The sequence below is a fragment of the Bifidobacterium polysaccharolyticum genome (assembly GCF_016101585.1).
Classification (GTDB): domain Bacteria; phylum Actinomycetota; class Actinomycetes; order Actinomycetales; family Bifidobacteriaceae; genus Bombiscardovia; species Bombiscardovia polysaccharolytica.
The window spans coordinates 204,177-218,073 of the sequence record NZ_JACFQG010000003.1 but is presented as its reverse complement, the minus strand read 5'-3'; the positions used below and the strand labels follow the sequence as shown (position 1 = coordinate 218,073).

Annotated in this window: 8 protein-coding genes and 2 tRNA genes; all 10 read right to left on the bottom strand. The window is 59.1% G+C overall.

Translation table 11 applies throughout. The features are described 5' to 3' along the window. Window positions 1-193: 193 nt before the first annotated feature. Window positions 194-1,687: a cytochrome ubiquinol oxidase subunit I gene (locus H3T90_RS06365; protein WP_046322412.1), complete on the bottom strand. Its 1,494-nt coding sequence runs from the start codon at window positions 1,685-1,687 to the stop codon at window positions 194-196. Window positions 1,688-1,948: 261 nt separating this feature from the next. Beyond that, window positions 1,949-3,808 carry a thiol reductant ABC exporter subunit CydC gene (gene cydC, locus H3T90_RS06360; protein WP_198229974.1) on the bottom strand — a complete coding sequence of 620 codons (1,860 nt, stop codon included), beginning with the start codon at window positions 3,806-3,808 and terminating at the stop codon, window positions 1,949-1,951. Window positions 3,809-3,827: 19 nt separating this feature from the next. Then, on the bottom strand, window positions 3,828-5,798 hold the full coding sequence (locus H3T90_RS06355; RefSeq protein WP_232350615.1) for an ABC transporter ATP-binding protein/permease: 1,971 nt from the start codon (window positions 5,796-5,798) through the stop codon (window positions 3,828-3,830). Window positions 5,799-5,859: 61 nt separating this feature from the next. After that, complete coding sequence (cydB, locus tag H3T90_RS06350) at window positions 5,860-6,912, bottom strand: cytochrome d ubiquinol oxidase subunit II (RefSeq protein ID WP_198207471.1); 1,053 nt, start codon at window positions 6,910-6,912, stop codon at window positions 5,860-5,862. 281 nt (window positions 6,913-7,193) lie between these two features. Further along, on the bottom strand, window positions 7,194-8,369 hold the full coding sequence (locus tag H3T90_RS06345) for an NAD(P)/FAD-dependent oxidoreductase (RefSeq protein WP_110424829.1): 1,176 nt from the start codon (window positions 8,367-8,369) through the stop codon (window positions 7,194-7,196). Between the two features lie 316 nt (window positions 8,370-8,685). Further along, a tRNA-Gln gene (locus H3T90_RS06340) sits at window positions 8,686-8,757 on the bottom strand. Between the two features lie 41 nt (window positions 8,758-8,798). After that, a tRNA-Glu gene (locus H3T90_RS06335) sits at window positions 8,799-8,871 on the bottom strand. A 68-nt stretch (window positions 8,872-8,939) separates the two neighbouring features. After that, window positions 8,940-10,466 carry a glutamate--tRNA ligase gene (gene gltX, locus H3T90_RS06330; RefSeq protein ID WP_198229973.1) on the bottom strand — a complete coding sequence of 509 codons (1,527 nt, stop codon included), beginning with the start codon at window positions 10,464-10,466 and terminating at the stop codon, window positions 8,940-8,942. A gap of 56 nt (window positions 10,467-10,522) precedes the next feature. After that, window positions 10,523-11,245, bottom strand: a complete 723-nt coding sequence (gene nrdG, locus H3T90_RS06325; RefSeq protein ID WP_198229972.1) for an anaerobic ribonucleoside-triphosphate reductase activating protein — start codon at window positions 11,243-11,245, stop codon at window positions 10,523-10,525. Between the two features lie 69 nt (window positions 11,246-11,314). Then, complete coding sequence (gene nrdD, locus H3T90_RS06320; RefSeq protein WP_046323629.1) at window positions 11,315-13,711, bottom strand: anaerobic ribonucleoside-triphosphate reductase; 2,397 nt, start codon at window positions 13,709-13,711, stop codon at window positions 11,315-11,317. Window positions 13,712-13,897: the final 186 nt, after the last annotated feature.

Here is a 13,897-nt window from a genome sequence, read left to right as displayed (position 1 = left end):
TCCTGTATCAGGCATATGCCGAACCTGCATTACATCCGTCGCTTCATGCTCGGCATTGCTCTCTTTTCCGAATTTCACCACTGTCCGCCGCTGATGGAAAACCCTTAGGACAGCAAATCCCCCGTTCCGAACCATGCAGTCCGAAGCGGGGGATTTACCGAAGGGGAAGGAAGTGTTTAAGTTCAGTCGAGCATCAGGCCAGGGCTACCCGAGCCGGTGCGCCATGCACCTTGGCAGGCTGCGGCCCATTGCCGTCATCCGGCTTGTAGAAGGGTCCCTGGTGTAGGGTCCTCCTGGTGTAGAAGACCATGACTCCGCCCAGAACCAGGAAGAGCAGGAAGTAGACAATGCAGGTGAAGAGCAGGTTCGGCACCGTGCTGGTGGGCGAAACTCCATCGGCGATGGTCTGATAACCGTAAACCAGCCATGGATAACGTCCGAGCTCAGTCACCAGCCAGCCACTGGTCGTCGCAGCGAAGGGGGCGAAGGTGAAGATGCCCATAATCCAGAGCTTCCAACGCGAAGTGAACAGGGTGTTCTTCTTCTTACGTGTGAACCAGAGCACCAATGCTGATATCAAGGCAAAGGCAAACCCGATTCCGACCATCAGGCGGAAGACCCAGAATAGGGTGGTGACAGGCACATAGTAGTTCATGTCCTTGCCAAACTTGGCGTCGTACTTCTCGTGCAGCTCTTTGTTGACAGTGTTCATGCCCTTGACGGCGCCCGTCTTCTTGCCGTAAGCCAGCTGTGACATGGCTCCGGGAATCTCGACGGATCCCTCGATCTTATGGTCCTTTTCATTGATCAGAGCCACGGCATTCCAAGGGGCGGGATCACCCGTGTCCTCGTAGATGGCCTCGGTGGCGGCCAGTTTCATAGGCTGATCGGTCACGATGAACTTGCCCTGCAGATCGCCGTAGGTGATCACGCAGATTGAGCCAATAAGCCCAATCAGAGCGGCCAGACGAATGGACTTGGTGAACAGGTTGACCTTGGCCTGCTTCTCGGAGTCAGCTTCGACAGCGGCCACGGCCTGGTCCTTGTTCCCCATGTGCATCCTCAGCAGGCTGAAAGCGCTGCAGCCCATGACCACGAAGGCCCCTGTGCAGACAGCGGCGAAGAAGACGTGGGGGAACTCAATCCACAGCTGGGGATTGGATACGACGTCACCAAAATTGCGCAACCGAACATGGCCGGTGGCCTGGTTGATCTCAAATCCAACCGGATGCTGCATGAAGCTATTGGCAGCCAGAATCCAGATGGCCGACATGGAGGAACCCAGGAAGGTCAGCCAGATGAAGACCGCATGCACGGCCGGCTTGAAACGGTTCCAGGTGAACATCCACACACCGATGAAAGTTGATTCCAGGAAGAATGCCACCAGGGCCTCGATTGCCAGGGGCGCTCCGAAGATGTCACCCATGAACCTGGAGTAATTGGACCAGTTCATGCCGAACTGGAACTCCTGGATGATACCGGTGACCACACCGACCGCAAAGGAGAGCAGGAAGATCTTGGACCAGAACATGGTCATCTTCTTGTAGACATCCTTCTTGGTCACCACATAGATAGTCTCCATGATGGCGACCGCCAGGGCCAGACCGATGGTCATAGGGACATAGAAGAAGTGGAATATCGTCGTCATGGCGAACTGGAATCTTGACAATCCCAATACAGTGAACATCGTTCCTCCCAATCTCTGCAGGGTTCGTCGGGCGCGGGTACACGGGTCGAATCCGGACAGATTCAGATATGACCGGGCTTGTGCCTACAAGAACCTTTCAGCTCTCCCCGACTTCGCGACCTGGTCGCTTCCGCGGGCTCCGGTTTCCATACCGCCCAGTCCATGAACTGACGGCGCACGGTGACCGGCCGGGAAGCCATCCGACAAGATCGGCGACCCGACAACCGTGCAAAATTCATTGCTCGGGAAACAGCCTGATGGTCATTCAACAGGGTTCCGTCCATCTGAATCTGACTGCTTCTTTGAGTATATCCCTTGACCGGCACCCTTGTCCACGTCCGAGACATCCATGCGATAAAGTTCACGGAAACGGGCGTTCTCCCGATACAGATCGACCGGACGTCCCTGCATGGCGATGTGCCCGTCCTGCATAAAGATGACCTGGTCGGCCTCCTCCAGCCCCTGAAGGTGGTGGGTCACCCAAAGAAGTGTGCGATCCTGGCTGACCTTGAAGATCATGGCCATGAGCCGCCGCTCGGTTATGGGATCCAGACCGATGGTGGGCTCGTCCAAAAGGATGATCGGGGTGCGCTTGAGCACGATCCTGGCCAGGGCCAGACGCTGGCGCTGCCCGCCTGAGAGTCGGCCGCCGGCCTCATCAACCGGCGTGTCTATTCCTTGGGGCATGTCAGCCACGACCTGATCCAGCTGTACAGCCTTCAAGGCTTGGCGAACCTGATCGTCATCGGCCTGAGGTGCACCCAGACGCACATTGGAGGCAATGGTGGTGTTGAAGAGGAATGCCTGTTGGTTCAGGTAGCCGAAAAGCTCAGGACGCTGATCCTGCAAGGCATCGACCGGTATGCCATTGATCAGGATGCGGCCGCTGGTGGGGCGCAGGTCGCCTAAGAGCAGCTGAAGGACAGTCGTCTTGCCTTCGCCGCTGGGACCGAGCAGGGCCACCCGCTGCCCACCTTCAATCCTCAGGCTGAAGTCGTCCAGCAACAGGGGGTCATCAGGGCCGTAGGAGAAGCTGACATGGTCGAAGACAATGGACTTGATCGGCCCCTCCAACCTGGTCTGGGCACTTGGCTCAATCCGCCGGGACTCGACCCGCTCGGTCAGATCATTCAGGTGATCCAGTGAGTCTGTGTAGAGAGGAACCTCAGCCACAGCCTGGGAGACCACGATGAAGCAGTCGACCAGGGGGAAAACCGCCAGGACCACGGCTGCCGCGAAGTCTGCAATGGAGGTGGAGCTGGTCATACGCAGATCCGCTCCAACAATCAAAGCCACCACCATGAGGGCGAAAATCATCTGGATGCCACAGTTGCGCCAGCGTTCGAACCGCTTCTGTTCTCTGCGGCCGGCGGCGATGTCATTGAAGTCGCCGGACGCCGTATCCACGAAGCGCCGCCGACGGTGGGTGATCACCCAATCCCCCAGGCCCATATAGCTCTCGGTCACTGCAGTGTACTGATCCTGCCGCCGCGCCTTCTCCATGTCGTAACGCCCGTCTGAATAAGCCAGCGAGACCAGCGGGACCAGAATCAGGATCAGGGCAAAAAGCAGAAAAAGCAGAAGCGAGGTCACCCAGGAGAAGACGCCTACGGCGATGGTGACCACCACCCACATCATATAAGCCACGACCGTGGGGAAAATGGTGCGCAGGTAGAAGTTCTCCAGATGGTCCAGGTCGTCCGAAAGCATGCCCAGGACCGTGCCCGTGCGCTCATGCTCGTTCAGGAAGGCCGCGTCCTGCGAAAGGGTGCGGTAGAGCTGAACCCGCAACTTGGAAACCACTCGGAGCACCCAGTCATGGCTCTTGATGCGTTCCAGATACTTGAATGTGGGCCGTCCAATACCGAAAGCCCTGGTCAGAACCACCGGCACGTATACGGCGAAGATATTGAAGGGATGGCGGGCCGACCTGCTGATCAGGAAGCCCGAGGTGAACATGAGTCCAGCCGCGCACACGAAGGTGATGGTTCCCAGGAAGAAGATCAGGGCAAGCAGCCCCTTGTTCTGACGCAGATAGGGCCAGAACCAATGGTCACGGTGCCAGATATGCATATAGCCCGACAGGCCGCGGCCGCGGCGGGAGGCCTTCGCCGATCCCATGCCGTCTCTTCCGGCGGTTTCAGTCCTGCTGGTAGTCGGCAATCTGGTTCCCTCCCATCTCATCGATCAGCGCATCCAAGGGTCCGCCCTGACCGATCAGCTCATGCGGATCGCCCTGGGCCACAATTCGCCCACGCTCCAACATGATCACCCAATCCATGTTGGCCAGCCAGTGCAACCGGTGGGTGGCCAGGACGACCAGATGCCCGTCCATAATGGGCAGCAAAGTCTGCTTCAGGTCGTATTCCGTCTCAATGTCCAGGTGGGCTGTGGGCTCGTCAAAGAACAGAATCTCGCGTGAGGGATCCAGGATGCCCCTGGCCAAGGCGATTCGCTGGGCCTGACCGCCGCTGATGCCACGGTTGCCCTCTCCGATTTGGGTGCCCAGACCGTCTGGCAATGTTTTGAGCCAGGCGGTCAGTCCAGCCCGATGGGCTGCACGGGCCACGGCGGCATCGTCCGCCTCTTGGTTGTAAAAGCGGATGTTGTCGGCCACAGTGCCGTGGAAGATGAAGGGGTTCTGGGGAATGTAGCTGATGTGCCGCTGCCATGCAGCCACGTTGCAGTGCTCCAGCTGATGACCATCCAGGTCGATGGTGCCTGCCTTGGGCTGGTCAAAACCCGCCAGCAGATTCATCAGCGTAGACTTGCCGGCTCCCGAACGACCGACAACTGCCACCTTGGAAAAACCGTGCAGGTTGAAGTTCAAACCGCTCAAAGCCAGAGGCTGCTCCTCCGAACTCCCGGCGGATCCATTGATCTGCGAATCTGCAACAGCTTCGGCTCCGGTTCCCTGCGATGCCGTGGAACCGGACTTTACCGAGGACGGCCTCCCATCACTGTCGTGAACCTTGGATGCCTTGGACTTGCTGCTCTTCTTGCTGGTCTTTTGACTCTCGGACTTCGCCATGGCATCCATCTGCGCCCCGGCTGAGGCATTGCTCTCTACCGGCTTGGGACCAGGATAGGCGAAGTCGATTCCTTCCAGGCGCAAGTGGCTGTCTTTCTTCCACCCGGACCAGTCCAGTTCCTCCAAGCGCTTGGGCTCTGGCTGGTCCAGCATATCCGCGATGTCGTCCAAGGCGTTCTTACCGTTCAGCGTGGCGTGGAAGTCGTCTCCGAACTGGCGAATGGGCATGAAGTACTCAGGGGCCAGAATCAGGGCAAGGAGTGCCGGGAACAGTTCCACCTTGGCATTGATCAGGTTGTTGCCCAAGAAGACGGCCATGATGGCGATAGCCAAGGTGGCAAAGAAGTCCAGAGCAAAGGTGGAGGTCATCGCAACCCTGATAACGCTCATGGTCCTCTTGCGGAAGCGGTCCGAGACCGAATAGATCTCGTCCTCGTACTCCTTGTCAATGCCCAGCATCTTCAGGGTTGGCAGGCCCAGGACCGTATCCATGAACCTGGTGTTGAGCTTACGGAACTGAGCGTATTGCCGACTGGAGCGATCCCTGGCTGCCAGGCCCAGGATGACCATGAAGAAGATAAGCAGGGGCAGCATGAGCAGCAGGATGAGGCCGGAACCTGCATCCTGGGTCCAGACCACCACCAGGACGATCAGGGGAATGAAGATGAGATCCATCATCTTCGGCAGGACCGTCAGCACGTAGGTGCGCACCTGATCAAGACCGTCCACCAGCATGGTGACAGCCGAGCCCGTGCCACGCCGAGCCAGAGCTGATGGTCCCAGTGAAAAGACCTTGTCCTGAATATGGGGCCGCAGCTCAGCCACGATGGCATCGGCACAGTCGGTGGCGATACGATCCTTGGCCACATCGCAGAGCTGTCGACAGGTGTAGGCGGCCAGAAAAATCAGCACTGGTACCACCAGTACATTCAGGTTTTGAAGGTGCCAAATACGCACCAGAGCCAGGGTCAACCCATAGGCCTGGGCCACCACACCTATTCCCTGGACCAGGGACAGGGCAGCCAGCAGGCCCAAGGTGGACCGGACTCCGTCGAAACGGAAGAGATTTTTGTCAATCAATGCATTATCCTCCGGATGCGCTCCGGTCCTGCCAGCACTGCCCCCCTGCCTCCTTTAACTTTCAGACGGTCTCAGCCACGGTGGCCGAAGGGGCCACAGGCGAGTTCAGGTGGGCGCCATCGGTGTCCAGCCGCTTGCGCTGGATGAAGTAGCTCCAGATGAAGTAGGCCAGCATGATGGGCAGGAAGATGCAAAGCACCACGGTCATGATCTTCATGGTCAGCGGTGAAGCCGAGGCATCCTGGATCAGCAGGTTGTAGGCCGGATCATCAGAGATCATCACACGCGGGAAGAGCCCGTTGAAGATAAAGGCGATGATGGCCATCAGGGTGATGCCCGAGCAAGTGAAGGCGTAGCCGCCGTGCTTCTTGAAGACGGCGACGTGGCCTCCAATGACGGATGCCAGGATGATTACGGTAATCAGCCAGGTGGACAGGGGGCGTGCCTTGTAGAAGTCGGTGTTGAAGATGGCCAGGAGCACGAAGACGACCAGGGCCGGATAGGCGATCCAGTAGGCCTTCTCGCTCACGTTGAGCATCCGGCGGGAATCCATGACACCCAGCTTCAGGCTCAGGAAGTGCAGGCCATGAACGAAGCTGAAGAAGACAACAGCAATGCCGCCGACCACGGACAGCCAGTTGAACACATCGAAGAACCCGGGCCAGGCATCGCCGTTCTTATCCATGGGGATGCCCTGGATCAGGCTGGTCAGCATCATGCCCAGGAAGAATGGCGCGAAGAGCGAGCCGATGAAGTTGGCCCACTGCCAGACACCACGCTCACGGCTGGTCAGTGCGTGAGAGGCGAACTCGAATGAAACGCCACGCAGAATCAGAGAGACCAGCACCAGGAAGAGCAGGATGTAATACCCCGAGAAGAGGGAGGCGTACCAGAGCGGGAAAGCGGCGAACATAGCGCCGCCGGCAGTGATCAGCCAGACCTCGTTGCCATCCCAGTGGGGACCAATGGCCCTCATGAATGTGGCGCGCTCATCACCGTCGCGGGCCACGAACCTGGTAGCCATGCCAACGCCGAAGTCGAACCCTTCAAGCAGAAGGAATCCCGCAAAAAGCAGGCCGATGACAAAGAACCACAAACCTTGTAGAAAACTCATGCTAATGCCACTCTCCTCTCGCTCCTGCCGATCCGCGCACTGGCACGGGGGCCTCCGCAATCCTGGCGGAGGCCAAGGTCGGCCACAGTTTCCGCCGGAACGAGGAGGAGCAGGAGGTAGTCAATGATGTCGATGAACACAGAGCCGATGGACGTCGTCTCCCAGAACGATCCAATCCGAGGTCGAATAGGGACGAACATGCGCTGCATTCTCATGACCTGAATCATGTTCGTCCTCTTCTTCCTCGTCGTCTAGCCCCTTGCGTCCATCGAGACGCTGGTTCAGTTGCTCTCCAACATGGTACGCACATCGGCCAGCTCCAGGACCGACCGCTCGTTGACGATCCACTTCAGTACCGAGACCACCTTGCCCTTGAGCTTCAGCGTTCCCATTCGGTCGATTTCGGCAACCCCGTCGTGGGGGCCGAGAGAGCACACGGTCCCTAGGCTTCGGAAAGTGAACCGCTGAGGCTCCTGCCCCCGCATTCTGGCAAGGACATTCGCGGCCGCGGTATCAGCCTGGGCCATCGAAATCTGTGCAGTGGTTGGGTAGAGCCGACCCGATTGGGGGTCGGGAACGGCACTGACATCACCCACCAGGAATTCCTCTGGATGCTGTTCGACCGATAGGTCATCCCTGACCACTACACGGTTACGCTTCTGATTATACCCGGAATCGGCAATAACGTGGCTGCCACGCACACCCGTTGTCCAAATGATCGTATGGGCCTTGAACTCCTGGTCATTGGAGATCACGGCATCCTGCCTGACCTCGGTGATGGGAGTCGAGGTATGGAAGTTGACTCCGCGCTTGCGCAGGAAATCCACAGCCCAGTCGACCAGGTCCTGGCTGAACATGGGCAGGATCTTGGGCGAGGCCTCTATGCAGTCTACCTTGACCTGATCCATGGGGAAGCCCAGACGCTTTGAGAGCTGAGGCAACCGGTAAACCAGCTCGCCCAGGTACTCGATGCTGGTGAAACCTGCACCGCAGACCACAATGCTCAGATCCAGCGGATCATGGCTGGTCTGGTATCGGGCCAGCGTCTGTTCCAGCTTCTTGCGGGCCGCCAGAGCGGTGTCCACGTCAACGAGCGGCCATCCGTATTCATCGGCACCCTTGATGCCGAAGGTCTCGGACTCGAAACCCAGGGCGTTGACGAGGTAATCATAGGACAGGGGATCGTGATGCTCCAGGCTGACCCGGCGGTTGTCCTGATCGATGCCGACCACCTTGTCGACGATCAGCTCCACCGAATCAGGCAGGGACTTGCGCAGGTCGAAGACCACATCCGCCGGCTCCTTGGTTCCAGCCGCAACCTGGTGCAGCTGGGTGGACTCGTAGTGGTACTCGTTCTGATTGACCAGGACTATATGGGCATCAGTTTTTGCATGATCCAGCTTCTTGACCACGCGAAGACCCGCATAACCAGCTCCCAACACCATGATTGTCGTCATAATCACACACCTCTACCGAAAAAATCGTACGATGATTCATATACCGGGTGATGTTGCCCGATCAGCCGATGATTGGGTTCATCACTCAAGCTTCTATGCTCAAAGTATCAGATTCCATCATCGGAAACTCTGACATAGCAGTCTGCCGAGCCTCCTCTTTTTGTTTGCTTGCTCACACCGTGAGCAACTCTCGTGGATACCGCCGGCCGCCGCTTTGCAAACCAGAAGCATTCCTGGAATCCATGGTAATGCGTAAATAATGAAGAGCGGAACACCGTGTCGGTGTTCCGCTCCTTGGGACTCTATGTCTCTATCGCTGGGGTACCTGGACTCGAACCAAGAATGGATGAACCAGAATCACCTGTGTTGCCAATTACACCATACCCCAATTGGCTGTGCGACAATCGCTTGGACGGTTGCCACATGTCGTACCCCCGACCGGATTTGGACCGGTGTTGGCGCCGTGAGAGGGCGTAGTCCTAGACCGCTAGACGACGGGGGCTTCACTTTTCGCCGCGTACGAACCCGGTTCAGCAGGTCAGTAGCACAACAAAAAAGAAATATACCCGCTCAGAGGTTTTGGCGCAAGTTGGTCATCCTTCGGAGTGTTGTGTTTTTGCCCAGGATTTCCAGAGACTCGAACAGGGGCGGCGAGACCCGCCTTCCCGAGACCGCCACCCTAACCGGGCCGAAGGCCAGACGGGGCTTATAGCCGCCCTCATCCACGAGTGCCTGAGTGAGCAGGTCGTGCAGGTGATTGGTCTTCCAGTCCTGGTCTGACACATCCTGTAGGGCGGCGATAGCCAGGTCGAGTACCTGACCAGCAGAGTCCTTGAGCTGTTTGCGGGCATCCGGCTCGGGCTCCAGGTACTCCTCCTGGCTGAGCAGGCTGCCCACCATGCCGGACACCTCCCCCAAAAGGCGGACACGAGGCTGGACCAAGGGGGCGGCAGCGGTCAGAATCCGTTGTTCCCGATCACTCAGGTCCTGCCAGTGCTCGGCACTCACCAGTCCGTCACGCTTGAGGTAGGGCAGTGACCGGTTCAGGAAGTCCTGCGGTTCCAGCATGCGGATGTGCTCGGCGTTGATGGCTACGGCCTTGTCGATGTCAAAGTGGGCCGGATTGGCCTTGACGTCGCGGATGTCGAAGTGCTCAATCATCTCATCCATGGAGAAGACATCGCGGTCGGGGCCGATGGACCAGCCCAGCAGGGCCAGATAGTTGAGCAGCCCTTCGGGAATGAAGCCGTGCTCCCGGTGCAGGAAGAGGTTGGATTCGGGGTCGCGCTTGGACAGCTTCTTCTTGCCCTGGCCCATGACGTAGGGCAGGTGTCCGAACAGGGGCATGGCCCGGGCTATGCCCAGCTTCATCAGGTACCGATAGAGGACGATCTGCCGGGGGGTGGAGCTGAGCAGATCCTCGCCGCGCAGAACCACATTGATGCGCATCAGGGCATCATCCACCGGGTTTGTCAGAGTATAGAGGGGATCGCCGTTGGGGCGCACGATCACATAATCAGGCACGGACCCGGCCTTGAACTCGATATGCCCGCGAATCAGGTCGTCGAAGGCGATGTCCTCGTCGGGCATGCGGATGCGCAGGGCGGGCTGCCGACCTTCGTCGCGGAAGGCCTGGCGCTGTTGGTCGCTCAGGTCGCGGTCGTAGCCGTCATAGCCGAAAGCGGCCGGACGGCCAGCGGCCAGGTTGCGCTCCTTGATCTCATCGGCGGTGGAGTAGGACTCGTAGGCGTAGCCGGCATCCAGCAGTTGCCGGGCCACATCGCGGTAAATATCGCCGCGCTCGGACTGCCGGTAGGGGCCGTCCGGGCCGCCGACTTCAACACCCTCATCCCAGTCCAGCCCCAGCCACTTGAGGGCCTCCAGGATCTGCTGGTAGCTCTCCTCGCTGTCACGCTGGGCATCGGTGTCTTCGATGCGGAAGACGAAGGTGCCATGCGAGTGCCTGGCCTGGGCCCAATTGAAGAGTGCGGTTCGAACCATGCCTACATGCGGGGTGCCGGTCGGCGAGGGGCAGAAGCGAACCCTCAGATCCTTAGGCAGGTCGGGTTTGGCGTCGTGATCATGCTCATCAGTCATGACACCCATTGTGCCCCGGCAAGGCGACGTAGACCAATTCAGGGCAGGAGCCGGTATCAGCCTCGCTGCTGCTCCTGCTGCCGGTCCTTGCTGTAGGTCTCCGGAATGAACCTGGTCTGGTCATGCAGCTTGGGCCAGATGACGACCTGGCCCTGCTCCAAGGACCGTGGCACGTCGATAATCCGCTGGTTGTCCGAGCCTCGGAACTGCAGCAGGCTGTTCTTCCGATTCTCCAAGTAGCGTCCGTCCACCAGCACATCAAGGTAGGAGATCAGCTGGGCCTTGTCCGGGGTCTCTCCCGGCCGGTTCAGCTCCTCCCAGGTGTAGCCGGTCCAGCACCAGATATCCTTCTCGTGGCCGAACTCACGCCGGATGCGCTCTGAAAGGCTGAGTAGCATGGGCGTGTTGAGCAAGGGCTCCCCGCCCAGATAGGTAATGCCCTGCACATAGGACAGGGACAGGTCCTTGATGATGCGGTCCTCAAGCTGCCGGGTATAGGGGTGCCCGGCGCCGAAGTCCCAGATGGAGGCGTTGTAGCATCCCTGGCAGCGGAAGGGGCAGCCGCTGACGTAGAGGGAGCAACGGATCCCCTCGCCGTCGGTCATGACCAGGCGCTTGTAGTCCGCCACGATTCCCCGACTGAGCCGGCGACCGTCCCACTGGCCGGCCTTGGGATTGTTGGTCAGCGCAGAGGGAACCCCCGGACCGCGCCCCTGCTCATCAGCAGCGAAGTCACGGTGGCTGCCTGTCTTTCTCATGGCTCCCTGTTCGTCCGTCATCTGGTCCTCCTCATGACAATGGCGGGCCGCAAACTACCCGGCCCGCCATCTACTGCGTCTTTTCAGAGCTTATTCGGCCTTGTCGTCGAACCACTCCTTGGTGGATCCGTCTTTGAGGACCACGTGGCCAGTCTCGCCCTCCATATGTTTGACGCGGTGGGCAATCTCCTCGTGCCTGCCATGGACCATGGGCCGCTGGACGGGGTTGCCCAGGTAACCGCAGGTGCGCTTGGTCACGTTGCACTTGTCAGGGTCGTCGTTGCCGCATTCGGGGCACTTGAAGCCATCCTCGGTAGGCTCGAAGTCGCCCTCGTAGCCGCAGACGAAGCAGTGGTCGATGGGTGTGTTGGTGCCCAGGTAACCGATGCCGATGTCGTAGGCGTAGTCCCAGACCGCCTCAAGGGCCTTGGGGTTCTGCTGCATGGAGGGGAACTCGCAGTAGTTGATAAACCCGCCCGAGGCCAGGTAGGGGAAGTCCCGCTCGTAGCTGAGCTTCTCCATGGGCGTGGGCCGCAGCCAGACCGGGTAGTGGAAGCTGTTGGTGTAGAAGTCGTGGTCTGTCACGCCGTCGACTACACCGAACTTCTCCTTGTCCATCCGGGCAAAGCGGTCAGTCAGTGACTCGGCCGGAGTGGAGTAGACCGAATAGTGGTATCCCTCAGCCTTCTCCCACTGCTTGCAGAGCTGGTTCATCCGGCGCACGATGCTCAAGGCGAACTCCTTGCCTTCCGGATCCCAGCTGTGGTCCTTCATCCAATCCTTGCCGTAGAAGACACTGGTGGCCTCATAGAGGCCGATGTAACCCAGTGAAACGGTGGCGCGGCTGTTGCGGAAGAGCGTGTCCACGCTGTCGGTCGGCTTCAGCCTGCCGAAGGCGCCGTACTGGTAGAGGGTGGGGGCGTTGATGGGTGTTGCCTGCTTGCAGCGCATGATGCGGAACTGCAGGGCATGGTGGGCCACCTCCATGCGCTGGTCGAAGATCTTCCAGAAGCGATCCTTATCGCCGCGGGACTCCAGAGCGATGCGGGGAATGTTGACGGTGACGACACCCAGGTTCATGCGTCCGTCTTCCTCATCCTCGCCCGTCTCGGGGTTGGTCCAGGCCTGCAGGAAGGAGCGGCAACCCATGGGGGCCTTGAAGGAACCGGTGATCTTGACCAGGTTCTCATAGAAGACCACGTCAGGGTACATCCGCTTGGTCGAGCACTCCAGGGCCAGCTGCTTCATGTCGTAGTTGGGATCGCCCTCGTCTGCATTCAGACCATGCTTGATGGTGAAGACCAGCTTGGGGAAGATGGCGGTGTGGCGATCCTTGCCCAGTCCGCGGATACGAATCAGGAAGATGGCCCGCTGGATCTCCCGGGCGAACCAGGAGGTGCCCAGGCCGAAGCCCACGGTGACGAATGGGGTCTGCCCGTTGGAGACACGGTTGGAGTTGATCTGGTACTCCATGGTCTGCATGGCATCGTAAATGTTCTTGCGGGTCAGGATCTTGGCATAGACCTGACGCAGCCGAACAATCTGCGGAGCATCCAGATCGAAGGGGGCATCCTCGCCGATAGGGGCACGATCGTCAAGGTGGAGCCAATCGGCCTCCCTGGCCTTGAGGCCTCGGACGACATCCTTGGCCACGTCGATGGGCTCCTCGTCCGGCAGGACGGCCTCAGCCATGGAATAGTTCTTCTTGTAGTCCAGACGCGCGTACTTGTCCAGCATCTCGTCGCAGCGGTTGACGGTCTGGCCGCCGTACTGGGAGCCGGCGATGTCCTTGATGATCTGGGTAATCTGCGTAGCGGCCGTGCCGATGGACTTGGGCGAGTCCATCATGGCGTTGCCAAGCTCGAAACCGTGGGCCAGCATGTCGCCGAAGTCAGGCAGGGAGCAGTTGGTCTCGGCCGTAAAGGGCGAGTAGTCCGCGTCATGGAAGTGGATGTCGCCCTTCATATGGGCATTGGAGACATCCTTGGGCAGCATGGCGAAGGCCGAGGCCTTGGAGACCGCGCCGGCCAGCAGATCACGCTGAGTGGCGTAGACGTTGGCATCCTTATTGGCGTTCTCGCGCACCAGAGTCTCATCCTTGCTGGTCAGGCGGTGAACGGCCTCGTTGACATCGGTGGCCTTGGCGCGCTGAATGTCACGGTCGAGTCGGTAAGAGGTATAGGAGCGCGCGATTTCGTAAAGGTGGGCATTGACCAGGGCGTGCTCGACCAGGGTCTGGATGTCTTCGATCTTGACCGGGTTGGTGTAGCGGTCGGTGATCTCGGACTGGACGGTCAGGGCCATACCCCGGATCTGCTGGCGATCCTCAGGGCTGACCTCGTGCTTGACGTCCTTGAAGGCGGCTTCGATGGCGTTCATGATGTTGACGGGATCAAAATCGACGATCCGGCCGTCGCGCTTCTCGACCAGAATGCCATCGACAGCATCGCGATCCGAAATGCCACGCTCCTTCACGCTATCGGTCATGACCTCAGTATCCATCGTCACTCCTCATACGGTTGTTCATGTGCAGTTGCTTTGGCGTTCCCAAATTCCGTATTGGGAACGGCGAATCACATGGATGTCATTTTTGCTGACAGGACTCACTCTATCACGTCGTGACCACCATATGTAGTGCCTGAGGATGATTCGTTTCCTACATCTAGTTATTCC